The sequence below is a fragment of the Stenotrophomonas africana genome, from assembly GCF_013004645.1.
GTDB classification, from domain to species: domain Bacteria; phylum Pseudomonadota; class Gammaproteobacteria; order Xanthomonadales; family Xanthomonadaceae; genus Stenotrophomonas; species Stenotrophomonas africana.
This window is the reverse complement of the sequence record NZ_JABEME010000006.1, coordinates 184,689-208,766: the sequence shown is the minus strand read 5'-3', so window position 1 is coordinate 208,766 and position 24,078 is coordinate 184,689. Positions and strand designations below refer to the sequence as shown.

Genomic DNA, 24,078 nt, shown 5'->3' with positions numbered 1-24,078 from the left:
CCTCCCCGCGTGGTGTGACGATGGCCAAGCTCAAGCGCAAGGACTACGACGAACTGCTGCTGCCGCTGCAGCTGGAACTGACCGCGATGGCGCGCTGGGTGCAGCTCAGCGGGCAACGCCTGCTGGTGCTGTTCGAGGGACGGGATACGGCAGGCAAGGGCGGCGCGATCCAGGCCATCAGCCAGCATCTCAATCCACGCCAATGCCGGGTGGTAGCACTGCCCAAGCCCACCGACCGCGAAGCCACGCAGTGGTATTTCCAGCGCTATGCCTCGCATCTTCCCGCCGCCGGCGAGATCGTGCTGATGGACCGCAGCTGGTACAACCGCGCGGGCGTCGAGCGGGTGATGGGCTATTGCAGCGAAACCGAGTACCAGCAGTTCCTGCGCCAGGCGCCGGTGTTCGAGCAGCTGCTGGTGGATGACGGCATCCTGCTGTTCAAGTACTGGCTGTGCGTCGACCAGGAGCAGCAGGAGAAGCGTTTCGCCGAACGCCACCTCGATCCGCTGAAGGGCTGGAAGCTGTCCCCGGTCGACCTGAAATCGCGCAGCAAGTACAGCGCCTATACCGAAGCCCGCGAGGCGATGCTGCGCGCGACGCATCGCGAGGCGGCGCCGTGGACGCTGGTGGATTTCAACGACCAGCGGCTGGGGCGCCTGACCCTGGTGCGCAACCTGCTGGACCGGTTGCCGGACACGCGGGTGGATGCGCCGTTGCCGGAGCTGCCGAAGCTGAAGGGCAAGCTGCATCGCGAGCACTACGATGTGCTGAAGCCGATCGAGGACTTCCCGGTCGAGGAATAGGGGGGGGGCGGCAGGGTTGCACCCTGCACCTGCCGAAGCCAGAGCAACGGCAACAGCAACGGCGGGCTTCCTGAGGGATGGCGGGGTGGGTCCGGTTGCGGGGGACGCTGCAAGTACGTCCATGTAAGCTCGGTCGCCGCATCCATGCGGCTCACGCCCCCGCAACCGGACCCACCCCGCCTTCGACAGTTTCTCGCGACCTGCAGCAGATCCACGACATGCGTGGATGCTCTTCATGCGATTGTCGAAATACTCGATTTCAATGGAGATTCATCCACGCATGGCGTGGATCTAACGTGTCGACAAGGTCGACACCCACCAACAGCCGCAGAAATCTGTCAGAGGTGGGGCGGTGTCGGAGTGCGGGGTGTCAGCCGCATGGATGCGGCTGCCAAGCCTACAGGGACGTACTTGCGGCGTCCCCGCACTCCGGCACCGCCCCACCATCCCACGGAATGCCCGCCGTTGCTGTTGTTGCTGCTGTTGCCGTTGCTCTGGCTTCGGCGGGTGCAGGGCCGCAGGCCCTGCCGACCAACCCACTACTTGGCAGCAGCGATCTGCTTTTCGATGTCGGCGGCCGTCACCGGGCCAAGGAACGTGTGCGCCAGCTTGCCCTGCGGATCCAGCAGGTGCGTCAGCGGCAAACCGCGCGGTGTGGCGAAGTCCGCCGGCGGATCGAACGGGTCCACGATCACGATCGGATAGGTCACCGGATGCTTAGTCAGGAACGACTGCATCTCCGGCACTTCGATGTCCTCATAGGCCAGACCGACCACCTCGATGTTGCTGCGCATCGCATGCAGCGCCGACAGCTCGGGCATCTCCTTGCGGCACGGTGCGCACCAGGTGGCCCAGAAGTTCACCACCACCCACTTGCCACGATGCGCGGCCAGATCGTAATCACTGCCATCCACCGCCTTCATCTTCAGCGTCGGGAACTCGGCGGTGGTGCGCTCGGCCGGGGTTTCATCGACCGGCGCCGGCGCGGCCGGCGTCGGTGCCTGTGCCGGCGGCTGGCTGCTGGCCGGGGTCGGCTCCTGCGCCGGCTTGCAGGCCGACAGGGCCAGCAGCAGGGTCAACGGGAGCAGCAGCGGCAACGTCGTCTTGCGGGTCATGGCATGTCTCCGGAATCGGTATAGATATCACTGACCTTGCGCTTCAGGCGTTCACGCAGGGGCAGTCGCAGATCGTCCAGCGCCGCCAATGCGGCACGGCCCAGGCTGTCGTCGCGGTACGGCAGGTGCTGCTCGGCTACCGGGATGCGCAGCTGGGTGCATTCGTACAGATCGGCCAGGCTCACCTGGTTCAGGTCGCGCGACAGCAACCACTCACCGCGCTCGTCACGGCGCAGCAGGTCGATCTCCTGCAGGTTGCAGACCAGGTCATGCAGCAGGGAGTCGGTCAGCATCGGCTCCAGCCGCAGGATTTCATCATCGGCCAGGCCCCTGCCCTTGGCGCGTGCATGGTGGAAGCGGCCGAGCAGGCGCAGCAGGCCGTAGAACTCGTAGCCCTGCGGCAAGCGCAGTTCCACTGGCTGGTAGCGGAAGGCGGCCATCGACGAGGACAGCGACGCGCCCAGCAGCACCGCCACCCAGCACAGGTAGATCCACAGCAGCAGGATCGGCACGAAGGCGACTGTGCCATAGAGCTTCTGGTAGGACTGGAAGCTGCCCAGGTAGGCGCCGATGCCCCACTTCACCAACTCCAGGATCACCGCGGCCAGGATCGCGCCGGGAACTGCGTGCCGCCATTTCACCGTGTGATGCGGCACCACCCGGAACATCAGCGTGATGCACACGAACTCGATCAGGATCGGCGCCACCCGCAGCGCAAGCTCGGCCAGCCAGCGGCCCTCCTGCGTGCCGAACAATGGCATTGCGAACACCCGCGCCGATACTGCCAGCGAAGCAGCGGCGAGCATCGCGCCCAGGGTCAGCACGGTCCAATAGACGAGGAAGCGGGTCAGCTTGGGCCGGGTCGAGCCGACCCGCCAGATCTGGTTGAAGGTCTCTTCAACACTGTTGAGCGTGATCAGCAGCGAGACCACCAGCGCAATGAAGCCGGCGGCGGTGAGCTGGCCGGCACTGGCCGAGAACTGCCGCAGGTAGCCCTCCGCGGCGCGCGCAGCGTTGGGCACGAAGTTGGAAAAGACGTAATCGCTGAGCTGGTCGCTCCAGCGGTCGAAGACGGGGAAGGCCGAGAGCACGCCGAACACCACGATCGCCAGCGGCACCAGCGCGAACACCGTGGTGTAGGCCAGCGCCGCCGCTGCCTGGAACAGGCGGTCGTCGAGGAAGCGATGCCACAGGAAGCGGCCGAAACTGATGGCCCGTGCGCGATCCCGCGCGCGCTCCATCCACAGGTTGAGCGTATCCAAAGGTTCCATCGGTGGAAGGGTACCCGATGCGGAATGCTGGCAGGATAGCCATACTGGCGACCACACGACGAGGAGAAGCGGGCACGATGGGCGAGATTCTGGTGCTGTACTACAGCCGGGGCGGTTCGGTGGCACGGCTGGCGCGCCAGATCGCGCGGGGCATCGGCGAAGTACCGGGCATGAGCGCGCGCCTGCGCACGGTGCCGCCGGTGGCCGCCGTGACCCAGACCGCACAGCCGCCGGTGCCCGACGATGGCGCGCCCTACGTGAGCGTGCAGGACCTGGTGGAATGCCAGGGCCTGCTGCTCGGCAGCCCCACCCGCTTCGGCAACATGGCCGCGCCGGTCAAGCATTTCCTGGACGGGCTCGGCGCCGAATGGGTCAACGGCACCCTGTCCGGCAAGCCGGCCGGCGTATTCACATCCACCGCCTCGATGCACGGCGGGCAGGAATCGACCCTGCTGTCGATGCAGGTGCCGCTGCTGCACCACGGCTGCGTGATCGTCGGCATCCCGTTCACCGAACCGGCGTTGAGCCACACCACCAGTGGCGGCACGCCCTATGGCGCCAGCCACGTGGCCGGCGCCGCCGATGACCCGCAGCCGACCGATGACGAGGCCGTGCTGGCCCGCGCGCTGGGCCGCCGGGTGGCCGACATCGCGCAACGGTTGTCCCGATGAGCCGCCCGGCGCGCACGGTCCTGCTGCTGGCCTTGATGGGGCTGGCTGCCCTGTTCGCCGGCTGGTTCATCAATGACAAGCACTGGCTGGCCACCCAGCTGGTGTTCACCGCGCCGCCACTGGCGTTGGCTGTTGCCCTGCAACTGGGTTGGCGCAAGGCCGGCTTCTGGGCCTCGGTGCTGGCGCTGGGCTGGTTCAGCCACGGCGTGATGAGCGCCTGGAGCCACCCGGAGACGCGCTGGCTGGCGTTGATCGAGATTGCATTGGCCCTGCTGGTGATCTTCAGCGCCAGCCTGCCGGGGCTGCGCGCCCGCTTCGGCAAGCGACGCTGACGCTGCGGCCGCCGGGCCGTATCATCTGTGTTCCTGGCCCCGCGCCGCTGTACCTGTCCTGGTTTCGCGCATGCACATGATGGAAGAGCTCCTGGTCGTCACCACCGGTGGCACGATCGACAAGATCTACTTCGACGACAAGTCGGACTACCAGATCGGCGACCCCCAGATCGGCATGATCCTGCGCGAGCTGGGCGTGACGTTCCGCTTCAACGTGATTCCGATCCTGCGCAAGGATTCGCTGCACATCAACGATGAGGACCGCGAACTGATCCGCGCCACCATCGCTGCGCAGCCGACCCGGCACGTGCTGGTGACCCACGGCACCGATTCGATGGTGCAGACCGGCCAGGTGCTTGCGACGATTCCGGAAAAGACCATCGTGATGACCGGCGCGCTGAGCCCGGCACGCTTCCGCGGCTCGGATGCGGAGTTCAACATCGGCTGTGCGATCGGTGCGGTGCAGTCGCTGCCGAGCGGCGTGTACATCGCGATGAACGGCCGGATCTTCGATCCGCAGCACGTGCGCAAGAACGTGGCCGCGAACCGCTTCGAATCGGTCTGAGAAACCGCGTGCCGACCAAGGTCGGCACCTACCCAAAGAGAAAACGCCCCGGCCGGAACCGGGGCGTGCCCATGGAGAGGGACTTGGGCTCAGTACTGGGCGTTGAGGGTCACGCCCGAGAAGCTGCTGTACGCCTTCACCCGCACATACCAGGTGCCGGCGGTGGGACTGTTGATGGTGCAGGTCTCGCTGTTGCCGCTCAGGTACGGACGGCAGGTGTAGGTGGTATCGGTCGGGGCACTGCCCTGGCGCACGTACAGGTCGGCGTCACCGCTGCCGCCACTGATCGCCACGCGCAGCTGGGTGCTGCCGGCCGGAACGGCGACGGTGTAGTTCAGCTCGGCACCGGTTGCAGCGCCCAGGCCGGTCACCGGCACGTTGTTCTGCAGCACGTTGCCGCCCGGGTTCGGATTGCCGCCACCGTTGATCGCTGCGGCCACAGCGGCATTGGCGTCGATGATGCCGGCGCCGCAACCACCCGAGCAGGCACCCGGCAGCGGACGTGCGGTGCTCTTGATGATGCTTTCGACCTGTGCCGGGCTCAGCGCGCTCGGCGCCACCGACTGCATCAGTGCAACCACACCGGCCACATGCGGCGCCGCCATCGAGGTGCCGTTGTAGGACGCGTAGGTGGCGCTGCCCGGCGTGGTGGTGCCGGTGTTGAGGGTGGACAGGATGCTCTGGCCCGGGCCGGAAATGTCGATGCCGGCACCATAGTTGGAGAAGCTGGCACGCGCACCGGCCGAGGTCGTGGCCGCCACCGCGATCACGTTCGCACAGTTGGCCGGCACCGACGAGGACACGTTGGTGTTGCTGTTGCCGGCGGCAACCACCACGGTGGTACCACGGCTGACCGCGCCATTGATCGCGTTCTGGTAGGTAGCCGAGCAGGTGCCGCCACCGCCCAGGGACATGTTGATGACTTCGGCCGGGTTGGCATTGGCCGGCACGCCACTGACGGTGCCGCCGGATGCCCACACGATCGCATCGGCGATGTCGGAGGTATAACCACCGCACTTGCCGAGCACGCGCACGGGGACGACCTTCGCATTGAACGCCGTGCCAGCCACGCCGGTGCTGTTGTTGGTCACGGCCGCGACGGTGCCAGCAACGTGGGTGCCGTGCCAGCTGGAATTGGAGGCCGGGATGCCCGAGCCACACTCGTTGGCGCCGTACCAGTCGCCTTCGTCGTTCGGATTGTTGTCGCGGCCACCGCCATCACGGGCCATCGCGGCGTCGCTGATGAAGTCGTAGCCGGGCAGGATGTTGGCGTTGAGGTCGGGATGGTTGGTGATGCCCGTGTCGATCACGGCCACCACCACGCCAGTGCCGGTGGACTTGTCCCAGGCCGGCTGGATGTTGATGCCGGCGCTGGAGGTGCCAAAGCCCCACTGCTCGCTGAAACGAGTGTCGTTCGGGGTCAGCGTCGCGCGCATGATCTGGTCGACTTCGACGTATTCCACGTTCGGATCGGCGGCGAGCTTGCGCATCAGCAGCTCGGATTCGGCCTGGTCGAGCGGACGGTCGGTCTTGACCAGGGTCGGGCCCACGGCCAGCTTGCGGACCTGCTGCAGGCCCAGCGCGCGGCCCTGGCTCGTGGCCATGCCAGCGGCGGCGCTCTTCAGCGAAGAGGCCAATGCGGTGGTGTTGGCCACCGGGGCGCTGCCGTCGCGGTACTTCACGATGAAACGCTGGTGGGTCGGCGCGGACTGCAGGCCGCTGAGCTGGACATCACCGGCCAGCGCAGGCGTGGCCAGCAGCAGCGATGACAGAACGGACGCACCAAGGACCACCCACACTCGACGCACACGCGGTTGCGTTACCTGGGACATCGTATTTCCCTTTCTAGTGGTGTGAATGCCGGAATCGGCAGAAGCACCGGCCGAACCATGGGCTGGCTTTCGTTGGCGAGGTTCGAAGTCCGGCGAGTCAGCGGATTCCCCTATCAATCCGCCGTGCAGATGACGCTAATGACCAAAACCGGACACCACAAGATTTTCAGCGTCTTTTCAGCAAGATGAAATGTCTGATCTGAGACTTTACGGGTCGAGGGTTTGTGAAGGTGAAGGAACTTTCTCGTGCCCTGCACAGACCTGACTGGGTCATCACGTGTCCTGGAATGACTTTGCCGACATCGGCGTCCCCAGTCGGCGGGCACGGACCGTCCGGTAGCGCCGGGTCATGCCCGGCGGCCTGACCAGAACGCAGAAAGCCCGTCACGGGGACGGGCTTTCCAGAAGAGCAGCCGAGCGTCGGCTCGGCTCTACAGTCCAGCGTGGGCGATCATCAGCCCAGCTTGACCAGCCAGTTGTGGCGGTCCGGCAGGCGGCCGTACTGGATGTCGGTCAGTTCCTTGCGCAACGACATGGTCACTTCGCCGGCCGGGGCGTTGATGTCGCCCACCGAGAAGCCCTCGCCCTTCAGCTGGCCGATCGGGGTGACTACCGCCGCGGTACCGCAGGCGAACACTTCGGCGATCTCGCCGGAGGCAACGCCGTCCTTCCACTCGTCGATGCTGACCTTGCGCTCTTCGACCTTCATGCCGCGGTCGCGGGCCAGCTGCAGGATGCTCTCGCGGGTGATGCCCTCAAGGATGCTGCCCGAGAGCTGCGGGGTGACCAGCGTGCCGTCCTTGTAGACCAGGAACACGTTCATGCCCCCCAGTTCTTCCAGGTACTTGCCTTCGACCGGGTCGAGGAACAGCACCTGCGAGCAGCCCTGTGCCTGCGCCTTCTGCTGCGGCAGCAGCGAAGCGGCGTAGTTGCCACCGCACTTGGCGGCGCCGGTGCCGCCCTTGGCCGCACGCGCGTATTCGGTGGACAGCCAGATCGACACCGGGGCGACGCCCTTGGCGAAGTACGGGCCGGCCGGGCTGGCGATGACGTAGTAACCGGCCTTGTGCGCACCGCGCACGCCGAGGAAGGCTTCGTCGCCGATCATGAACGGACGGAAATACAGGCTCGACTCATCGGCCGACGGCACCCAGGCGCTGTCCACGGCGATCAGCTGCTTCAGCGATTCGACGAAGATCTCCACCGGCAGTTCCGGCAGCGCCAGGCGCTGCGCCGAACGCTGCAGTCGACGGCCGTTGGCATCCGGGCGGAAGGTCCAGATCGAACCGTCGGCATGGCGGTAGGCCTTGATGCCTTCGAAGATTTCCTGGCCGTAGTGCAGCACGGCTGCGGCCGGGTCCAGCTGCAGCGGGCCGTAGGCACGCACGTTGGCGTTGTGCCAGCCGGTGTCCTTGTCCCAGCGCACTTCCACCATGTGGTCGGTGAAGTGCAGGCCGAAGCCCGGCTTCTCCAGGATCTGGGCGCGCTCTTCAGCGCTGCGCGGGTGGTCCGAACGGGTGACGGCGAAGCTGGGAATGGACTGGGACACCGGAGATTTCCTGTTCTGGTTGCGGGTAATGCCGGGCCCGCGTCACTGCGGGCCGTGGGTCAAAGCATGCCGGTCTCGAGCCGGGCCGCCTCGGACATCATGTGCTGGTTCCACGGCGGGTCGAACACCAGGTCGACGTCGGCCTCGGCCACCGTCGGGATCATTTCGAGCTTGCTGCGCACGTCGTCGACGAGGATGTCGCCCATGCCGCAGCCGGGTGCGGTCAGGGTCATCTTCACGTCGATCTCGCGCTTGCCTTCGTCCAGGTGCTTGATCTCGACTTCGTAGACCAGGCCCAGTTCGACGATGTTCACCGGGATTTCCGGATCGAAGCAGGTGCGCAGCTGCTGCCATACCAGCTGTTCCACCTGTTCATCGGTGGCATCGGCCGGCAGTTCCAGCGGTGCCGGCGCCTCCTTGCCGATGGCGTCGCCGTCTTTGCCGGCGATGCGGAACAGGTTGCCCTCGACAAACACCGAATAACTGCCGCCCAGCGCCTGGGTGATGTACCCATAGCTGCCGGCGGGCAGGGTCACGGTATCGCCCTGCGGGACCATCACGGCCTCGCAATCGCGTTCGAAGTGGACAGGTTCGCTGCTACGGGAATACATGGGGACCGATATGGGGCCGTGGCCGCGGCCACGCAAGACGGCATTCTAGCCCAGCCGCCCTGCTGCCGCCGGTGCACTGCGGCAAACCACAGTATCCTGTGGGTGATCTTCAGGGAGCTTCGATGTCCTTCAATGCCGCGCGTGCCAGGACCGTGACCTGGCTCTGGCCCATCATGCTGTTGCTGGGCCTGTTTGTTGCTCCCCTCGCCTGGACGGTGCTGGCGCTGATGACCGGCCGGCAGGTCGGCTGGATGGCGGTACTGACCGCCCTGGAACTGGTGTTCATGCTGCGCATGGGTACGCTGGGCCCGGGCCGGCTGCGCATCGCTCTGGTCGTGCTGGGCACCCTGCTGGTGGCCGCCGTGGCCAACTGGACCATCGCCAGCGCCTGGATGGGCGGTTCGATCGGGCTGGACCTGTGGGACGCCACGATGCGGATGGGTCCGCACCTGGCCTGGACCCTGATTACCCTGGCCAACGGCGCGGTGGAATGGATCTGGCTGGCCGTGGGTGTTGCCGTGGGCGCCTGGCTGGCGCGCTGACCGCGATGCCCCCCGTGCGCGTTGTGCTTTCCGGGTAGATCCACGCCACGCGTGGATGAGGCTGCGCATATGGGGTCAGAGCCCTTTCCTGTGGAAAGGGATCCGACCCCGGATCTCAGTGCCCGCCGTCGAGCGCCTTCAACTCGCTCACCAGCGAGGCCGCCGCTTCCGCACCATCGCCGTACAGCATGCGGGTGTTGTCGGCATAGAACAGCGCATTCTCGATGCCGGCGAAGCCGGTGCCCTTGCCGCGCTTGATCACCACCACGTTGCGCGCGTTGACCACGTCCAGCACCGGCATGCCGTAGATCGGGCTGGCCGGGTCGGTGCGTGCCACCGGATTGACCACGTCGTTGGCACCGATCACCAGCACCACGTCGGTGTTGGCGAACTCCGGGTTGATGTCGTCCATGTCGGCGATCAGATCGTACGGCACGCCCGCTTCGGCCAGCAGCACGTTCATGTGCCCGGGCATGCGCCCGGCCACCGGGTGGATGGCGAACTTCACCTTCACCCCGCGCTGGCCCAGCCGCTGTGCCAGCTCCCAGATCTTGTGCTGGGCCTGCGCCACGGCCATGCCGTATCCCGGCACGATCACCACGCGTTCGGCGTAGGCCATCATCGCCGCAACGTCCGGCGCTTCAATCGGCTTCTGCGCACCGGTGATCGTCTGCGCTTCGCCGTCGGCACCGCCGCCGAAGTTGGAGAACAGCACGTTGCGGATCGGCCGGTTCATCGCCTTGGCCATCAGCCGGGTCAGCAGGATGCCGGCCGCGCCGACCATCATGCCGGCGATGATCAATGCCTCGTTGCCCAGCACGTAGCCTTCGAACGACACCGCCAGGCCGGTAAACGCGTTGTACAGCGAGATCACCACCGGCATGTCGGCGCCACCGATCGGCAACGTCATCAGCACGCCCAGCGCCAGCGCCAGCACGAAGAAGGCGACGATCGCCCAGGTATTGAGCGTGCTGGCCGCGATGATCGCCAGCACCACCACCGCCAGTGCCACCAGCAGGTTCATCACCTGCTGGCCGGGCCAGGTCACGCGCTTGTCCAGGCGCCCGTCCAGCTTGGCCCAGGCGATCACCGAACCGGACAGCGACACCGCACCGATCGCCGCGCCGACCACCGCCAGCAGCAGCACCATGCCCGATGGCTGGCGCGCGGCCAGGTCGGCCAGTGCCTGTGCACTCCAGTGGCTGGTATCGCGGTTGGCGAGGAAGGCGTAGCGCAGCAGTTCCACCGCGCCGATGGCCGCCGCCGAGCCACCGCCCATGCCGTTGTACAGCGCCACCATCTGCGGCATGTCGGTGATGGCAACCTTCCCGGCCGACCACCAGGCCAAGCCCGCGCCCAGCAGCAGCGCCACCAGGATCAGCGGCACGTTGTGCAGTTCGGGAAGGAAGAACGTCGCCACCGTGGCCAGCAGCATGCCCAGCCCCGCCCAGCGGATGCCGCTGCGCGCGGTCAGCGGCGAGGCCATGCGCTGCAGGCCCAGCAGGAACAGCGTGGCGGCGACGAGGTAGCTGGCCTTGACCAGCCAATCGAGCAGTTCGACGGTGCTGATGTTCAAGCCTGCGGCTCCTTCGGCTCGTCCTTGCCGCCCTTGGGCGCACTCGGCTTGAACATTTCCAGCATGCGCGCGGTGACCACGTAGCCACCGGCGGCGTTGCCGGCACCGAGTACCACGGCGAGGAAGCCCAGGGCTTTCTCCAGCGGTGTCTGCGCGTGCCCCAGCACCACCATCGCGCCGATCAGCACGATGCCGTGGATGAAGTTGGAGCCCGACATCAGCGGGGTATGCAGGATCACCGGCACCCGCGAAATGATCACGTGGCCGGCAATGGCCGCCAGCATGAAGATGTACAGCGCTACGAACCCGTCACTCACTGGCAACGCTCCTGCTCTGTCTTCGTCGTCCCATCATAACCATGGGCTGAACCTGGTGCGCGCCCGGCGTCAACCGAAGCCGCGCTCACGCGTTGTCGATGGTGACCCCGAGCGAGGAACCGTACCCTGTGCTGGTGAGCAGCCCCGTCCCCCCGAGCGCCGAGACCGATGCCCTGCCGGCATCGCTGGAGGCGTTCCTGGCCAGTGTCGGCCCGCGTGCGTTCCGCTTTGCCGAGGCCGGGTTGCGCCAGCGCGAAGACGCCATGGACGCGGTGCAGGACGCGCTGTTGCGCATGCTGGACTACGCCGACAAGCCGGCCGCCGAATGGGCGCCGCTGTTCTGGAGCATCCTGCGCCGGCGCGTGATCGACGTGCAGCGCCGGCGCCGTTTCCGCCTGCCGTTCTGGCGCGACAACCAGGACGCGGAAGGCGGCGAGATCGACTGGGCCGACCCCGGCCCGGACCCGGCACAGGCGCATGAACAGCGCCAGCAGTACCAGCAGCTGGTGGACGCGTTGCGCCGCCTGCCCGCCCGCCAGCGCGAGGCGTTCACCCTGCGCGTGCTGCAGGATCTGGACGGGGCCACCACCGCCCGCGCCATGGGCTGCAGCGAAGGCGCGGTAAAAACCCATCTGGCACGCGCCCGCCAGGCGCTGCAGGATTACCTGGAGATCCACCCGTGAACCGCTCCCTGCCTTCCGATGACTCCCTGCGCAGCCTGCACGCGCAGTCGCTGCGCGCGCTGTCGCCGGCAACGCTGGCCCGGCTGCGCCAGGCTCGCCACGGCGCCACGGCCACCCATCGCGGGCGCTGGCGCTGGTGGCTGGCCAGTGCCTGTTCGCTGGTGGTGGCGCTGGGCATCGGCCTGCAGTTCACTGGCCATGGCAGGCTGACGGGCCCTGCGCCGGCACCGGTGCTTGCCTCGGTGGAAGACAACAGCGCGCTCTACGACGAAAATCCCGATCTGTACCTGTGGCTGGGCGATACCGACCTGGCGATGGAGTGAATGATGTCCCGACTGCACGCCCTGCCCCTGCTGATGACCCTGTTGCTGCTGCCGGCCCTCCCGGCACTGGCGCAGAGCGCCGCGCCCGCCCCTGCCGCACGCCCCGCGCCGGCCGCACCGCTGCCGGCCTGGGAACAGCTGAGTGAAGCACAGCGGGAATCGCTGCTGGCGCCGCTGCGCGACCGCTGGAACAGTGCCGATGCCGGCCAGCGCCAGCGCATGCTCTCGCATGGCCAGCGCTGGCAGTCGATGAGCCCTGAGGAACGCGACAAGGCCCGCCGTGGCCTGCGCCGCTTCGAGCACATGAGCCCGGAACAGCGTGAGCAGGCCCGGGCCCTGTTCGGCCAGATGCGGGACCTGCCGCCCGCGCAGCGCGATGCACTGCGCGAGCGCTGGTCGCAGATGACGCCGGAACAGCGCAAGGACTGGGTGCGCGAGAACCCGCCGCCGGCGAAGCCGCGGTAAGACCAGATTCAATCCTCTGTAGCGCCGAGCCCACGCCCGGCTGCTTCATCGCGTCTGCGCAAGCCGAGCATGGGCTCGGCTCTACAGCATGCAGGTCAGATCACGCTTGCCAGCGCGTCTTGGCCAGCAACTCGTCTTCCCAGTCGAAACCGAGCTGCCCTTCGCGCACGAACAGCGCGACGAAGTTGAGCAGGTTGCGCGCATACATCTCGCTGGCCTGGGTCGCGCCGCGGCTGGCCAGGCCCAGCGGGCCGTCGATGGTCACGCCCTGATGCTCGATGCACTGCCCCGGCTGGGTCAGTGCGCAGTTGCCGCCGCTCTCCGCCGCCAGGTCCACGATCACGCTGCCGGTGGCCATGCCTTCCACCATTGCGGCAGTCACGATCGTCGGCGCCGGTCGCCCCGGCACCGCTGCGGTACAGATCACCACATCCACGCTGCGCAGGTGGTCGGCCAGCCGGCGCTGCTGCTCGGCACGTTCCTCTTCGGTCAACGCGCGCGCATAGCCGCCTTCACCGGCCGCGCTCACGCCAAGATCGAGGAAGCGCGCGCCCAGCGACTGGATCTGCTCGCGGGTTTCCGGGCGCACGTCGAAACCTTCCACCTGTGCGCCCAACCGGCGCGCGGTGGCAATGGCCTGCAGGCCGGCCACGCCGGCACCGATCACCAATACCTTGGCCGGGCGCACGGTACCGGCCGCAGTGGTCAGCATCGGGAAGAAACGCGGTGCGCGTTCGGCTGCGATCAGCGCGGCCTTGTAGCCGGCCATGCCCGCCTGCGAACTGAGCACATCCATCGCCTGCGCGCGGGTGGTGCGCGGCAGCTGCTGCAGCGGGAACAGCTGCAGGCGGTCGCCAGCGGCCAATGCCGCAAGCGCCGGATCACTGGCCGGGGCCAGCAGGCCGACCACGCTGGCAGCGGGCTTGAGCTTTTCCAGTACCGACGCCGGCGGCGCCTGCACGCACAGCAGGATGTCGATCTCGCCCCAACGGCCCGCGTCGAACACACGTGCGCCGGCATCGTCATAGGCGGCATCGGTGAAGCCTGCCGCCAAGCCGGCGCCGGCCTCGTACCAGACGGTAATGCCGAGAGCACCGAGCTTGCGCGCGGTTTCCGGCGTCAACGCCACGCGCCGTTCGCCCGGCGCGGTCTCCTTGATCCCCAGCAACGCCACGGCCATGCAGGTCCCCGCTGATCGGTGAGTTTTCCCGATCCTAGCAGGCGGCCACGGCTCAGTGCAGTGTTGCGCTGCCCGGGTCCAGCCGATCGATCACACCCTGCATCGCGCTGTCGAAGGCGCCATCGTCGACGTGGGCGCGCAGGCGGCCCAGCCGCACCATCACCGCCAGTTCTTCCGGCGAGGCCACGCAGAAGCGCACGCCGCGGCGGTTGACGAACAGCAGGCGCGAGGAAATCGGGCTGACCCAGGACAGCTTGCCGGCCTGCACCTTGCCATCCTTGTCGACGAAGTCCAGCCAGTTGCCGATTTCCATGCGTCGGAAGCGGTCGGCGTCGGCGTTGTCGAAGTCGTCGGCGTCGATCTGCCCGCCCAGCTCGACCGCTGGCGATTCAGCCACCGGCGGCGCCGGCAAGGCGACCTGCGGCAGCTCCGGCAGCGCGCGCTGCAGTTCCGGCCGCGATTCGGCAATGCCCTGCAGGGTGTCATGCAGGGCATCGATGGCGCCGGTGGCGGCATCACCATGCACACCCACGCTGGCGAATACCTTGGCCAGCACCGGCTGCCAGGCCTGCAGCCACGGTTTGCCGACGATCTGGCGGCGGGCCTCGGCCACTTCCTCCAGCAGGCCGTCAGCCAGGCTCAGTGCCTCGGCCACCGACGCGCCCTCCTCGCCCTCGCGCAACAGCGCCAGGGTCAGGTGGTGCTGCCACGGCTGGCGCAGGAACTCGGCAATGGCCGGCGGCAGGGTGGCATCGCCGATGCGGCGGTCCAGTTCGGCACCGGCACGGCTGCGGGCCATTTCCAGTTTTTCCTGGCCGCGCTGCGTTTCGGCGGCGCGACGCTCGGCGATTTCCACGCGGCGGCGATGCTGTACGAGGAACTCGCGGAACTCTTCTTCCAGCGTCAGGAAGATCGCCAGATTCTCGTTGAACTCGGCCACCAGGCGTTCGATGATCTCCTCGACCTTGGCCATCAGCATGCGCTCGGCCTGGCTTTCGCCGGTATTGCCCTCGCAGGCTTCGGCCAGCGAGTTGAGCAGCTTGCGGGCCGGGTGGGTCTTCTGCACGAACATACGGCGGTCGAGCATGGCGACCTTGACGAACGGCACCACCAGGCGGCCGATCAGCTCGCGCGAGCGACCTTCCAGCTCGCGCTCGTCCAGCATCACGTCGAACAGCATGCCGACCAGATCGATCGCGTCCTCGTCCTGTGGGTCCAGGCGGGTCTGGCCGGGATCGACGCCGAGGCGGGTGGCGCTGGACAGCACTTCACTCTTCAACCGCTGCGCCAGCGATTCGCCATCCTCGCCGATGGCCGCACGCAGCGTCGCACTGGGCGTGGCCTGCAGCAGCGACAGCACCGACATCATCTCGCGCTGGCTCAACGGGCGGTGCTGGCCGACCGCGACCTGTGCGGCCGAGGTGGCGTCCTCGCGAACGTGGCGGGTCTGCTGCAGCAGCTCGTGCAGGGCCTCCAGCAACATGCCCTGCTGGCCGGCATACGCCTCACCACTGCCGGCGTCCTCGCCCCCGAGATGCTGCTGCATGTGGCCACGGCGCTCGGACCAGCGCGCGGCGAAACGCTGCGCCCAGGCCGGCGCGGCCTGTTCATCATCACCGAATTCGGATTCGAAGCCCGCCGCGTGGCGCGGCTCGACCAGATCGTCCACTCCCGGCGCCATGCGCGGGTCGGGCGCGGTCGACAACGGACGCCGCGGCGCCCCCATCTGCGACATCACGCCAGCGGCGGCCAACTGCTCGTCCAGCTTCTCGTAGATGCGGCCGACCGGCGCGCGCAGGTCGCGCTCGCACAGTTTGATCAGCACCAGGTGCACTTCCGGCGCCAGCTCACAGCCGGCAAAAGCCTCATGGATGGCCACGCCCAGGTGTTCGGGGCTGACCGGGTTGTGGTCGGCATCCAGCTCGGCGCCGCCGATCAAGCGGCCCAGGCGACGGTCCAGCCGCGCCAGCACCGGCTTGAAGTCGCGCAGCAGCACGGTGGCGAAATTGCGCACCGCCAGCCGCGACTCCAGTACATGTTCAGCCAGAAGGCTCAGGCCATCCTCGGCCGGCCCGGACAGGGTGGTTTCGGCCGACAGCGGCTCGCCACCGGCCAGTGCATCCCAGGCCCGCTGCAGGTGGCCGGCGAAGGCGGCGGCGATGTCCTCGCGGCGGCGGCGCAGCTCGCGCATCGCATCCAGGAACAGCAGCTGCGATGAGCCTGCATTGCCGGCCCGGTCGAACAGTGCATCGTCGAAACGCGCCAATGCGGCCCCGAACGCCTGGCACAGCGCCGGCAGGACCATGTCCCGGGCACGCTGAAGCTGGACCGGGTCACGGCCCGGCGATCCCATCGGTGTGGGCGCGCTCATCATTCGGGAAGGCTCCCCACCTTCTCTGGTACGACAGACAGCATGGACATCGCGACGACCGGCACACCCCATGTGCCGGTACGTCGATGGTAGGCCGGCCAGCCCGTCACGGACAGTGAAACAGTCCTCACTTCAAACCTCATGACCGGCGGCCCGGCAAGATGGATATCGTAAGCCGTGCGAGGCCCACGAGGCGAGAGGAAGCGGTCGTCCCTTTCCCGCCAGTGGCATGATGTTCATCACAGTTTGTTATTCAGGGGCCGGACGCGACACAGACGGCGTCATTGACCACCCCGACTATAATCAAGCACCCGTGATGACCGGTTCAGACTCCATGCCCGACCCCGCTGCCCTGCTTGCCCTGGATGCCCGCCGCTCGGTGCCCTCGCGGCAACTGGGCGAGCCCGGACCGGATGCGGCCACCCTGCACCGCATGCTGACCTCGGCCGTGCGTGTGCCCGACCACGGCAAGCGCGTGCCGTTCCGCTTCCTGAAGATCGCCGGCGATGCACGTCACACTCTGGGCGACTTCCTGGCCGAGCGCAGCCGCCAGCGCGACCCACATGCCGGCGAGGCGGTTTTCGAAAAGGACCGCCAGCGTTTCAGCCATGCGCCGCTGGTGATCGTGGTGGTGGCCAGCCCGCGTCCGGACCCGAAGGTGCCCGAACAGGAACAGCTGATGACCGCCGGCTGCGTCTGCTTTGCCCTGCTGCAGGCCGCGCAGGCGCTGGGCTTCGGTGCACAGTGGCTGACCGCATGGATGGCCTTCGATCCACTCGTGCAGGCACACCTTGGCCTGACTGAGGGCGAGGGCATCGCCGGCTTCATCCATATCGGGACACCCAAGGCGGAGGTGCCTGAGCGCGAGCGGCCAAGCGTCGCGACCCTGCTGCAGGACTGGACCGGCCAGTGAGCGTGGTGAATGCCATGCCGCTGCCGCCGCCGCTGTATCTGGTGGATGCCAGCATCTACGTGTTCCGCGCCTGGCATTCGCTGCCGGACGAATTCCAGGACAGCCAGGGCTGGCCGACCAACGCAGTACACGGATTTGCCCGCTTCCTGCTGGACCTGCTGGAGCGCGAGCGCCCCCGGCACATCGCCATCGCCTTCGACGAGGCGTTGGACAGTGGCTTCCGCCACCGCCTGTACGCGGCCTACAAGGCCAACCGCGACCCGGCGCCGGAAGCGTTGAAGCGCCAGTTCGTGCACTGCAAGGCGCTGTGCGCAGCGCTGGGCCTGGTGGTATTGGCCCACCATGACTACGAGGCCGACGACCTGATCGGCAGTGCCCTGCACCAGCACCGGCACAGCCATCGCGGCCTGATCATTTCCGCCGACAAGGACCTGTCGCAGCTGCTGCTGGACCACGACGAACAGTGGGACTACGCACGCAACCAGCGCTGGGACGTGGCCGGGGTGAAGGCGCGGCACGGCGTACACGCGCACCAGATCGCCGATTACCTGGCGCTGTGCGGCGATGCGGTGGACAACATCCCCGGCATCAGTGGCGTCGGCAGCAAGTCCGCCGCCGTGCTGCTGGCCCATTTCGGCAGCATGGATGCACTGTACGAACGCCTGGACGAAGTGCCGTTCCTGCGCCTGCGCGGCGCCGCACAGATGGCGGTGCGCCTGCGCGAGCAGCGCGAGCACGCCCAGCTCTGGCGCCAGCTGACCACCATCGCGCTGGACGCGCCGCTGGAAGGCAGCCAGCCCGGCCTGCTGCGCCAGGCCGCGGACCCGGAGCTGCTCGGTGGCCTGTGCCAGACCCTGCGCTTCGGCCCGATGACCCGCCGCCGGCTGTTCGAAGCCGCTGGCGTGGCCGACCCTCTTCCCACCCACAGCGAGCCCGCATGAGCCAGCGCAACACCGAAGCCCCGCGTGTCGTCTATGAAGGCAAGTACCAGCGCATGCTGGTGCGCGGCACCTGGGAATACAGCGAACGTACCCATGCCGGTGGCCTGGCGGCGATCATCATCGCCGTCACCCCGGAGGACAAGGTGCTGTTCGTCGAGCAGTTCCGCGTGCCGCTGCAGGCACCCACCATCGAGATGCCGGCCGGCCTGGTCGGCGACATCCACGCCGGCGAATCGATCGAAGTCTCGGCGGTGCGCGAACTGGAAGAAGAAACCGGCTGGACCGCCGATCACGCCGAAGTGCTGCTGATCGGCCCGACCTCTTCCGGCGCCAGCAGCGAGAAGATCGCCTTCGTGCGCGCGACCGGCCTGCGCCGCGTTGGCGAGGGCGGTGGTGACGACAGCGAAGACATCATCGTGCACGAGATTCCGCGCAGTGAGGCAGCGGCCTGGCTGGTGCAGAAGATGGGCGAAGGCTACGAGCTGGACGCCAAGCTCTGGGCCGGGCTGTGGATGATCGAGCATCACCTGGACGGACGCCCGCGTGGCTGACGCCGACCTGCATGCGCTGCCGGCGCTGCTCGGCGCAGATGACCCGGCGATCCACACGATCCACCGGCCTCAGGGTGCCTCGCCGTACCTGCTGCTGGCCGATCATGCCGGCCAGCAGGTGCCGCGTGCCCTCGCAGGCCTGGGCTTGCCGAAGGCCGAACTGGACCGCCATATCGGCTGGGACATCGGCATTGCCGGCACCACCCGCGCACTGGCCGAACGGCTGGATGCCTGGGCCATCGAACAGACCTATTCGCGGCTGCTGATCGACTGCAACCGCCCGCTGGCCTCGCCGACGCTGATTCCGGAGGTGAGCGACCACACCGTGGTGCCGGGCAATGCCGGGCTGTCGGCGGCACAGCGGCAGCAGCGTATCGATGCGATCCACGCGCCCTACCACGCGCGCATCGACGCGGAACTGGACGCACGCCGCGATGCCGGCCGCCCCACCCTGCTGGTGATGATGCACAGCTTCACTCCGGCGATGAACGGCGCGCAGCGACCGTGGCATGCCGGCGTGCTGTACCACCAGGACACGCGCTTCGCGCATGCCTTGCTGCAGGCACTGCGCGAGGAAGGCGATCTGGTGGTGGGTGACAACGAACCGTATTCGGTCAGCAGCACCAGCGACTACGCGGTGCCGGTGCATGGCGAAGGCCGCGGGCTGGTGCATGTGGAACTGGAGATCCGCCAGGATCTGATTGCCGATGTGGCTGGGCAGCAGGCGTGGGCGGAGCGGCTGGCGCGGATCTTCAGCGCATTGCAGCCGCAGTTGCTGGCGTTCGGTTGAACGCGCGTGGATCCAGTCCGGATCGGTAGTACCGGCCGCTGGCCGGCAACCTCAGGGTAGTTGGATCAATGTGTTTGCCGGCCAGCGGCCGGCACTACCGCAGGCATGGCACATCCCCCCACGGCAGCGCCTTCAATCATGCCTCGCTGACCGGGCAGACGGCGGCGGCCGATTCGACCGGCGCCGGGCGCAGGCCCAGCGCGATCACCACGCCGAGCGCGGCGAACATCGCGGCGCCGTACTGTGCATTGACCATGCCCTGCAGGGCGTCGGCACTGGTTGCTGCCTGCGTGCCGCGCGCGGCGTTGGCCACCATCACCAGCACCGCCAGTCCCAACGCGCCGCCGATCTGCTGTGCGGTGGCCGCCATGCCGGACGCGACACCCTGCTGCGGCCCCGGCACGCCCTGCCCGGCCACGATCCACATCGCCGTCCAACTCATGCCCTGACCGACACTGAGCACCACGATGCCCGGCAGCAGCGGCCAGTAACCGGCGCCATGCGGCATCGCCAGCGCCACCGCAGCGATGCCGATGGCACCCGCAGCGAAGCCCCAGGCCAGCACCTGCCGTGGCGAACGGCGCCGCAGCATGCGTTCGGCAATACGGATGCCGAAGGTGCACACCAACGTCGGCAGCAGGAAGGCCATGCCGGCCTGCAGCGGGCTCCAGCCATAGCCATCCTGGAAGTAGAGCGCCAGGAAGTAGTACTGCACGCCATAGCTGCTCATGAAGGCGAAGGTCAGGCCGAGTGCCGCGCGCAGGCCGGGCAGGCGCAGCAGCGCGAACTGCATCAGCGGATCGCGGCTGCGCTTTTCGATCTGCACGAACACCGTCAACAGCACGGCTGAAAGCAGCAGGCAGATCAGCGTGGCCGGTGCAGTCCAGCCCCACTCCGGCCCTTGCACCAGGGTGGTGACCAGCAGGCTGCCGCCGGCGGTGACAGTGAGGCAGCCAGCCAGATCGAAGGAACGGCCCTGCACCCGCGGACCATCGGCCGGCAGCCATGTACCGGCAGCGACCGCGCAGGCGGTGGCCAGCGGCACGATCACCGCCAGCACCGCCGGCCAGCCGAACGCCTGGGTCAATACGCCACCCAGCAGCGTGCCCAGCGCCAGGCCCACCGCGCTGGCCATGCTCCAGATCGCCAGCGCGCGGTTGCGCACCGGGCCTTCGGCGTACAGCGTGTTGATCAGTGCCAGCGTGGCCGGGAACAGCAGTGCGGCACCGATGCCCTGCGCTGCACGCGCGATGATCAGCCAGGTCGCATTCGGCGCCAGTGCGCCAAGCAGTGAGGCCAGCGCGAACAGCAGCATGCCCAGCCGGTAGAAGCGGCGACGGCCGATCAGGTCGGCGGCGCGGCCACCCAACAGCAGGCTGCCGCCGAAGGCGACGGTGTAGGCACTGACCACCCATTGCAGCTGCTGCGCATTGATCTGCAGCGCGCGCCCCATGTCGTGCAGGGCGACGAAGATGATGGTGGCGTCCAGGGCGATGATCAGCTGAGCGGTGGCCAGCAGGGTCAGCGCCCAGCGCGGGTATTTGAGGGGAGGCATCGGCGGTCTGGATCGATGGGGGAGCGCAGTCTCATTGATGCGACCGAATCAATAAACCCCCTGCCCACCATTTCTGTCATGATTTTCCGCATGAATGCAGCCTCGATGGACCTCAATGCGGTGCGCATGCTGGTGCAGGTGGCCGAAGCGCGCAGTTTCACCGTGGCCGCCGGTCAGCTGGGCCTGAGCCAGTCCGGCCTGTCCCGCGCGATCGGGCGGCTGGAAGCCACGCTGGGGGTGAAACTGCTGCAGCGGAACACCCGCAACGTGGCGCTGACCCCGGATGGCCGCCAGTTCGTGGAACAGGTGGCACCGCTGCTGGCCGGCCTGGACGATGCCGAGCGGCAACTGGCCGACCGCCCGTGCACGCCCTCGGGCACGTTGAAGATCAGCGCACCGTCGATGTTCGGGCGCAAGGTGCTGGTGCCGATGCTGGCGCCGTTGCTGCAACAGCATCCGCAGCTGCAGGTGGAAGCGGTGCTCAGCGACCGCTTGGTCGATCTGGTCGAAGAAGGTTTCGATGCCGCGCTGCGCACCGGCGTCATCGCCGACCAGCGCATCGTCGCGCGGCCATTGCGGCCGCTGCGCTGGGTGACGGTGGCCAGCCCCGCCTATCTGGCCCGCTGTGGCGCACCGGACGATGTGGCCGCGCTGCAGGATCACGCGTGCCTGGCGGTGCGCAACCTGCGCAGTGGCCGGCTGGTGGACTGGCAGTTCCTGCAGGACGGGCAACTGCGCGAGGTCACGCCACCGACGCGGATGGTGTTCGACAGCGGCGATCCGCTGGTGGAAGCGGCCATCGCCGGTATCGGCATCGTGCAGGTGATGGATTTTGCGGTGGCCGATGCGCTGGCCGACGGCCGCCTGCAGCGCGTGCTGCAGCCGTTCGAGGGCCGCAGCCGCGAACTGTCGTTGATCTACCCGCCGTCGCGCCAGCATTCGCCAAAGCTGCAGGTGCTGGCCGACGCGTTGCTGGCCGGGGATTGGTAGCGCCGGCCGCTGGCCGGCGTCTGCAGGAATCCAACCGTCTCAGGTTTGCCGGCCAGCGGCCGGCACTACCGATCAGGCGAAGCTATCGGTGGCGCGCACCAGCGCGTCCACGTTCTCGGCTTCGAACGCCGAATGGCCTGAAGCCGGGGTGATTTCCAGCTTTGCCTTCGACCACACCTTGGTCAGGTCCCAGGCGTTGGCCAACGGGCAGACCACGTCGTAGCGGCCGTGCACGATCACGCCGGGAATATCGGCGATGCGGTGCGCGTCGCGCAGCAGCTGGTCTTCCACCTCGAAGAAGCCGCCGTTGACGAAGTAGTGGTTCTCGATGCGGGCGAACGCCAGCGCGAAATGCGGGTCTTCGTGACTGTTGATGAAGTCGTCATCGACATGCAGGAAGCTGGTCGCACCTTCCCACACCGCCCACGCCTTGGCCGCTTCCAGGCGGGTGGTTTCGTCGTCGCTGGTCAGGCGGCGGTGGAAGGCGGAGATCAGGTCATGACGCTCCACCGACGGAATCGGCTTCAGGTAATGCTCCCACGCATCCGGGAACAGGCGGTTGGCGCCTTCCTGGTAGAACCATTCCAGCTCCCAGCGACGCAGCATGAAGATGCCGCGCAGGACCAGTTCGGTCACGCGCTGCGGGTGGGTTTCGGCGTAGGCCAGCGCCAGGGTCGAACCCCAGCTGCCGCCGAACACCTGCCAGCGATCGACCTTCAGGTGCTCGCGCAGCTTCTCGATATCGGCAACGAGGTCCCAGGTCGTGTTGTCCACCAGGTCGGCGTGCGGGGTGGAACGCCCAGCACCGCGCTGGTCGAACAGGATGATGCGGTACTTGGACGGGTCGTGGAACTGGCGCATCTTGTCGCTGCAGCCGCCGCCCGGGCCACCGTGCAGCATCACCACCGGCTTGCCGTCCGGATTGCCGCACTGTTCGAAGTACAGCGTGTGGCGGTCGTCGACCTTCAGGGTGCCGACGTGGTAGGGGGTGATGGCGGGGTACAGCGTACGCATGCTTGCAGCTCCAGGGTGATGCCCTGCCGGGGCAGGAGAACCTCCATTCTAGGCCGGACGCCGGCCCAGGGTGATGCGGTCGCGCTGCTCCAGATCCTGCACGGTCTGCACCTCGGCAAAACCCGCTGCGTCGAACAGCGCGCGGATCGCCTCGCCCTGGTCCCAACCATGCTCGATCAGCAACCAGCCGCCGGGCAGCAGGTGGGCCTGACCACCGCCGATGATGCGGCGGATGTCATCCAGGCCATCCGGACCGGAGGCCAGTGCGGTGGCCGGCTCGAAGCGCAGGTCACCCTGTTCCAGATGCGGGTCGTCGCTGGCGATATACGGCGGGTTGCTGGCAATCAGGTCGAAGCGGGCACCCTGCAGCGGCGCATACCAGTCGTGCCCGCCCTCGGCGAAGCGGACGTTGCGCAGTTCATGGCGGGCCGCGTTTCGCGCAGCCACCGCCAACGCGCCTGGGCTGGCATCGGTGGCCAGCACCTGCGCCTGCGGCCGTTCGCTGGCCAGTGCCAGTGCGATCGCACCGCTGCCGGTGCCCAGGTCGGCCAGCTGCAGCGCGCGGCCCTGCGGCAGTCGCTCCAGCGCCAGTTCGACCAGCAGCTCGGTTTCCGGACGCGGGATCAGCGTGGCCGGGTCGACCTCCAGGTCGAGCGTCCAGAATCCGCGGCGGCCGGTCAGGTAGGCCACCGGCTCACCGGCCACGCGGCGGGCCAGCAACGCCTCGAAGGCGGCCTGGTCATTGGCGGCCAACGGATCGGTAGCGTGCGCGAACAACCAACTGCGCGGGCGGTCCAGTACGTGCAGCAGCAGCAGCTCCGCCTCATGGCGGGCTTCGACGCCGCCCAAGCGGGCACTGGCGTCGGCCACCACGTGGCGCAGGGAGGGTTCGGTTTGGAAAGACATGCCGCAATTGTAGAGCCGAGCCCATGCTCGGCTGCTCCAGCCGCAGCCGAGCATGGGCTCGGCTCTACAAAAGCCGGAATCCGTTCAGGTTTCGCCAGAGGGAATAAGGAGAGACTATTGGCCCCATTCAGCCGTTCCGGAAGATTTTCCTTGTCACACAGGCAGTTGCAGGATGAGAGCGTCCAGGTTCAGTGCCGGCCCATGGCATTACG

25 protein-coding genes are annotated in these 24,078 nt (G+C 67.7%); 13 read left to right on the top strand and 12 right to left on the bottom strand.

Features of this window, described 5'->3' with window-relative positions; all coding sequences use genetic code 11:
- The first annotated feature begins 20 nt into the window (after nucleotides 1-20).
- Nucleotides 21-803 (top strand): polyphosphate kinase 2, encoded by a 783-nt coding sequence (gene ppk2, locus HLA98_RS12775; RefSeq protein ID WP_049406807.1) that lies wholly within the window; start codon nucleotides 21-23, stop codon nucleotides 801-803.
- Nucleotides 804-1,342: 539 nt separating this feature from the next.
- Here the strand turns inward: ppk2 and HLA98_RS12770 are convergent.
- On the bottom strand, nucleotides 1,343-1,918 hold the full coding sequence (locus HLA98_RS12770; RefSeq protein WP_049447345.1) for a TlpA family protein disulfide reductase: 576 nt from the start codon (nucleotides 1,916-1,918) through the stop codon (nucleotides 1,343-1,345).
- Nucleotides 1,915-3,189 (bottom strand): YihY family inner membrane protein, encoded by a 1,275-nt coding sequence (locus tag HLA98_RS12765; protein ID WP_049447343.1) that lies wholly within the window; start codon nucleotides 3,187-3,189, stop codon nucleotides 1,915-1,917. Before HLA98_RS12765 ends, HLA98_RS12770 begins: the two co-directional genes overlap by 4 nt.
- Before the next feature lie 77 nt (nucleotides 3,190-3,266).
- Here HLA98_RS12765 and wrbA point away from each other — a divergent pair, with 77 nt between their 5' ends.
- The 3 genes from wrbA to HLA98_RS12750 all read left to right on the top strand — a co-directional run bounded on the left by wrbA (nucleotide 3,267) and on the right by HLA98_RS12750 (nucleotide 4,757).
- Nucleotides 3,267-3,860, top strand: coding sequence for an NAD(P)H:quinone oxidoreductase (gene wrbA / locus HLA98_RS12760; RefSeq protein WP_049447341.1), 594 nt, complete (start codon nucleotides 3,267-3,269; stop codon nucleotides 3,858-3,860).
- A complete protein-coding gene (locus HLA98_RS12755; RefSeq protein ID WP_049447338.1) occupies nucleotides 3,857-4,192 on the top strand; it encodes a DUF2069 domain-containing protein in 336 nt (111 codons plus the stop codon). The genes wrbA and HLA98_RS12755 overlap by 4 nt, the downstream gene beginning before the upstream one ends.
- Nucleotides 4,193-4,271: 79 nt before the next feature.
- On the top strand, nucleotides 4,272-4,757 hold the full coding sequence (locus tag HLA98_RS12750) for an asparaginase domain-containing protein (protein WP_041864473.1): 486 nt from the start codon (nucleotides 4,272-4,274) through the stop codon (nucleotides 4,755-4,757).
- A gap of 89 nt (nucleotides 4,758-4,846) precedes the next feature.
- On the opposite strand, the gene HLA98_RS12745 is transcribed toward HLA98_RS12750, so the two are convergent.
- The 3 genes from HLA98_RS12745 to sufT all read right to left on the bottom strand — a co-directional run bounded on the left by HLA98_RS12745 (nucleotide 4,847) and on the right by sufT (nucleotide 8,749).
- Entirely contained in the window at nucleotides 4,847-6,589 is a 1,743-nt protein-coding gene (locus HLA98_RS12745) for a serine protease ExpR (protein ID WP_057499617.1), read from the bottom strand.
- Between the two features lie 454 nt (nucleotides 6,590-7,043).
- Nucleotides 7,044-8,138 (bottom strand): branched-chain amino acid aminotransferase, encoded by a 1,095-nt coding sequence (locus HLA98_RS12740; protein WP_010481775.1) that lies wholly within the window; start codon nucleotides 8,136-8,138, stop codon nucleotides 7,044-7,046.
- 59 nt (nucleotides 8,139-8,197) lie between these two features.
- On the bottom strand, nucleotides 8,198-8,749 hold the full coding sequence (gene sufT / locus HLA98_RS12735; protein WP_024957743.1) for a putative Fe-S cluster assembly protein SufT: 552 nt from the start codon (nucleotides 8,747-8,749) through the stop codon (nucleotides 8,198-8,200).
- 122 nt (nucleotides 8,750-8,871) lie between these two features.
- On the opposite strand from sufT, the gene HLA98_RS12730 reads away from it, so the two are divergent.
- The gene (locus HLA98_RS12730) at nucleotides 8,872-9,291 is read left to right on the top strand and encodes a hypothetical protein (RefSeq protein ID WP_057499616.1); all 420 of its coding nucleotides are present in this window, start codon (nucleotides 8,872-8,874) and stop codon (nucleotides 9,289-9,291) included.
- A 115-nt stretch (nucleotides 9,292-9,406) separates the two neighbouring features.
- Here HLA98_RS12730 and HLA98_RS12725 read toward each other — a convergent pair whose 3' ends face one another.
- The gene (locus tag HLA98_RS12725; protein WP_057499615.1) at nucleotides 9,407-10,867 is read right to left on the bottom strand and encodes an NAD(P)(+) transhydrogenase (Re/Si-specific) subunit beta; all 1,461 of its coding nucleotides are present in this window, start codon (nucleotides 10,865-10,867) and stop codon (nucleotides 9,407-9,409) included.
- Complete coding sequence (locus HLA98_RS12720) at nucleotides 10,864-11,184, bottom strand: NAD(P) transhydrogenase subunit alpha part 2 (RefSeq protein WP_005408173.1); 321 nt, start codon at nucleotides 11,182-11,184, stop codon at nucleotides 10,864-10,866. Before HLA98_RS12720 ends, HLA98_RS12725 begins: the two co-directional genes overlap by 4 nt.
- A gap of 98 nt (nucleotides 11,185-11,282) precedes the next feature.
- Here HLA98_RS12720 and HLA98_RS12715 point away from each other — a divergent pair, with 98 nt between their 5' ends.
- Genes HLA98_RS12715 through HLA98_RS12705 form a run of 3 tightly spaced genes read left to right on the top strand, consistent with a single transcriptional unit; the run spans nucleotide 11,283 to nucleotide 12,655 of the window.
- Nucleotides 11,283-11,867 carry an RNA polymerase sigma factor gene (locus HLA98_RS12715; RefSeq protein ID WP_005408172.1) on the top strand — a complete coding sequence of 195 codons (585 nt, stop codon included), beginning with the start codon at nucleotides 11,283-11,285 and terminating at the stop codon, nucleotides 11,865-11,867.
- Nucleotides 11,864-12,190 carry a hypothetical protein gene (locus HLA98_RS12710; protein WP_057499614.1) on the top strand — a complete coding sequence of 109 codons (327 nt, stop codon included), beginning with the start codon at nucleotides 11,864-11,866 and terminating at the stop codon, nucleotides 12,188-12,190. Before HLA98_RS12715 ends, HLA98_RS12710 begins: the two co-directional genes overlap by 4 nt.
- 3 nt (nucleotides 12,191-12,193) lie before the next feature.
- Complete coding sequence (locus tag HLA98_RS12705) at nucleotides 12,194-12,655, top strand: DUF3106 domain-containing protein (protein ID WP_049447349.1); 462 nt, start codon at nucleotides 12,194-12,196, stop codon at nucleotides 12,653-12,655.
- A gap of 100 nt (nucleotides 12,656-12,755) precedes the next feature.
- On the opposite strand, the gene HLA98_RS12700 is transcribed toward HLA98_RS12705, so the two are convergent.
- Nucleotides 12,756-13,835, bottom strand: coding sequence for an NAD(P) transhydrogenase subunit alpha (locus tag HLA98_RS12700; protein ID WP_057499613.1), 1,080 nt, complete (start codon nucleotides 13,833-13,835; stop codon nucleotides 12,756-12,758).
- 52 nt (nucleotides 13,836-13,887) lie between these two features.
- Nucleotides 13,888-16,209, bottom strand: a complete 2,322-nt coding sequence (gene pacR, locus HLA98_RS12695; protein ID WP_057499612.1) for a PacR family protein — start codon at nucleotides 16,207-16,209, stop codon at nucleotides 13,888-13,890.
- 331 nt (nucleotides 16,210-16,540) lie between these two features.
- Between pacR and HLA98_RS12690 the strand changes: the two genes are divergently transcribed.
- The 4 genes from HLA98_RS12690 to HLA98_RS12675 are packed head-to-tail and all read left to right on the top strand — an operon-like array spanning nucleotide 16,541 to nucleotide 19,401.
- Entirely contained in the window at nucleotides 16,541-17,119 is a 579-nt protein-coding gene (locus HLA98_RS12690; protein ID WP_057499619.1) for a nitroreductase family protein, read from the top strand.
- A 14-nt stretch (nucleotides 17,120-17,133) separates the two neighbouring features.
- Complete coding sequence (locus HLA98_RS12685; RefSeq protein WP_049447347.1) at nucleotides 17,134-18,060, top strand: 5'-3' exonuclease; 927 nt, start codon at nucleotides 17,134-17,136, stop codon at nucleotides 18,058-18,060.
- Nucleotides 18,057-18,611 carry an NUDIX hydrolase gene (locus tag HLA98_RS12680; protein WP_005408165.1) on the top strand — a complete coding sequence of 185 codons (555 nt, stop codon included), beginning with the start codon at nucleotides 18,057-18,059 and terminating at the stop codon, nucleotides 18,609-18,611. The genes HLA98_RS12685 and HLA98_RS12680 overlap by 4 nt, the downstream gene beginning before the upstream one ends.
- Nucleotides 18,604-19,401: an N-formylglutamate amidohydrolase gene (locus HLA98_RS12675; RefSeq protein WP_057499611.1), complete on the top strand. Its 798-nt coding sequence runs from the start codon at nucleotides 18,604-18,606 to the stop codon at nucleotides 19,399-19,401. Before HLA98_RS12680 ends, HLA98_RS12675 begins: the two co-directional genes overlap by 8 nt.
- 136 nt (nucleotides 19,402-19,537) lie before the next feature.
- Here the strand turns inward: HLA98_RS12675 and HLA98_RS12670 are convergent, their stop codons facing one another.
- Nucleotides 19,538-20,956 (bottom strand): MFS transporter, encoded by a 1,419-nt coding sequence (locus tag HLA98_RS12670; RefSeq protein WP_057499610.1) that lies wholly within the window; start codon nucleotides 20,954-20,956, stop codon nucleotides 19,538-19,540.
- A gap of 105 nt (nucleotides 20,957-21,061) precedes the next feature.
- Between HLA98_RS12670 and HLA98_RS12665 the strand changes: the two genes are divergently transcribed.
- Nucleotides 21,062-21,946 (top strand): LysR family transcriptional regulator, encoded by an 885-nt coding sequence (locus HLA98_RS12665; protein ID WP_057499618.1) that lies wholly within the window; start codon nucleotides 21,062-21,064, stop codon nucleotides 21,944-21,946.
- Nucleotides 21,947-22,018: 72 nt separating this feature from the next.
- Here HLA98_RS12665 and pip read toward each other — a convergent pair whose 3' ends face one another.
- The gene (pip, locus tag HLA98_RS12660; protein ID WP_057499609.1) at nucleotides 22,019-22,960 is read right to left on the bottom strand and encodes a prolyl aminopeptidase; all 942 of its coding nucleotides are present in this window, start codon (nucleotides 22,958-22,960) and stop codon (nucleotides 22,019-22,021) included.
- Between the two features lie 48 nt (nucleotides 22,961-23,008).
- Nucleotides 23,009-23,866 (bottom strand): peptide chain release factor N(5)-glutamine methyltransferase, encoded by an 858-nt coding sequence (gene prmC, locus HLA98_RS12655; RefSeq protein ID WP_057499608.1) that lies wholly within the window; start codon nucleotides 23,864-23,866, stop codon nucleotides 23,009-23,011.
- Between the last annotated feature and the right edge of the window lie 212 nt (nucleotides 23,867-24,078).

What these genes read in the sequence shown, in the direction of transcription:
- ppk2 (WP_049406807.1), top strand. Translation starts at nt 21, where the DNA reads ATGGCCAAGCTCAAGCGCAAGGACTACGACGAACTGCTGCTGCCGCTG.
- HLA98_RS12770 (WP_049447345.1), bottom strand. Translation starts at nt 1,918, where the DNA reads ATGACCCGCAAGACGACGTTGCCGCTGCTGCTCCCGTTGACCCTGCTG.
- HLA98_RS12765 (WP_049447343.1), bottom strand. Translation starts at nt 3,189, where the DNA reads ATGGAACCTTTGGATACGCTCAACCTGTGGATGGAGCGCGCGCGGGAT.
- wrbA (WP_049447341.1), top strand. Translation starts at nt 3,267, where the DNA reads ATGGGCGAGATTCTGGTGCTGTACTACAGCCGGGGCGGTTCGGTGGCA.
- HLA98_RS12755 (WP_049447338.1), top strand. Translation starts at nt 3,857, where the DNA reads ATGAGCCGCCCGGCGCGCACGGTCCTGCTGCTGGCCTTGATGGGGCTG.
- HLA98_RS12750 (WP_041864473.1), top strand. Translation starts at nt 4,272, where the DNA reads ATGGAAGAGCTCCTGGTCGTCACCACCGGTGGCACGATCGACAAGATC.
- HLA98_RS12745 (WP_057499617.1), bottom strand. Translation starts at nt 6,589, where the DNA reads ATGTCCCAGGTAACGCAACCGCGTGTGCGTCGAGTGTGGGTGGTCCTT.
- sufT (WP_024957743.1), bottom strand. Translation starts at nt 8,749, where the DNA reads ATGTATTCCCGTAGCAGCGAACCTGTCCACTTCGAACGCGATTGCGAG.
- HLA98_RS12730 (WP_057499616.1), top strand. Translation starts at nt 8,872, where the DNA reads ATGTCCTTCAATGCCGCGCGTGCCAGGACCGTGACCTGGCTCTGGCCC.
- HLA98_RS12715 (WP_005408172.1), top strand. Translation starts at nt 11,283, where the DNA reads ATGGTGACCCCGAGCGAGGAACCGTACCCTGTGCTGGTGAGCAGCCCC.
- HLA98_RS12705 (WP_049447349.1), top strand. Translation starts at nt 12,194, where the DNA reads ATGTCCCGACTGCACGCCCTGCCCCTGCTGATGACCCTGTTGCTGCTG.
- HLA98_RS12700 (WP_057499613.1), bottom strand. Translation starts at nt 13,835, where the DNA reads ATGGCCGTGGCGTTGCTGGGGATCAAGGAGACCGCGCCGGGCGAACGG.
- pacR (WP_057499612.1), bottom strand. Translation starts at nt 16,209, where the DNA reads ATGATGAGCGCGCCCACACCGATGGGATCGCCGGGCCGTGACCCGGTC.
- HLA98_RS12690 (WP_057499619.1), top strand. Translation starts at nt 16,541, where the DNA reads ATGCCCGACCCCGCTGCCCTGCTTGCCCTGGATGCCCGCCGCTCGGTG.
- HLA98_RS12685 (WP_049447347.1), top strand. Translation starts at nt 17,134, where the DNA reads ATGCCGCTGCCGCCGCCGCTGTATCTGGTGGATGCCAGCATCTACGTG.
- HLA98_RS12680 (WP_005408165.1), top strand. Translation starts at nt 18,057, where the DNA reads ATGAGCCAGCGCAACACCGAAGCCCCGCGTGTCGTCTATGAAGGCAAG.
- HLA98_RS12670 (WP_057499610.1), bottom strand. Translation starts at nt 20,956, where the DNA reads ATGCCTCCCCTCAAATACCCGCGCTGGGCGCTGACCCTGCTGGCCACC.
- HLA98_RS12665 (WP_057499618.1), top strand. Translation starts at nt 21,062, where the DNA reads ATGGACCTCAATGCGGTGCGCATGCTGGTGCAGGTGGCCGAAGCGCGC.
- pip (WP_057499609.1), bottom strand. Translation starts at nt 22,960, where the DNA reads ATGCGTACGCTGTACCCCGCCATCACCCCCTACCACGTCGGCACCCTG.
- prmC (WP_057499608.1), bottom strand. Translation starts at nt 23,866, where the DNA reads ATGTCTTTCCAAACCGAACCCTCCCTGCGCCACGTGGTGGCCGACGCC.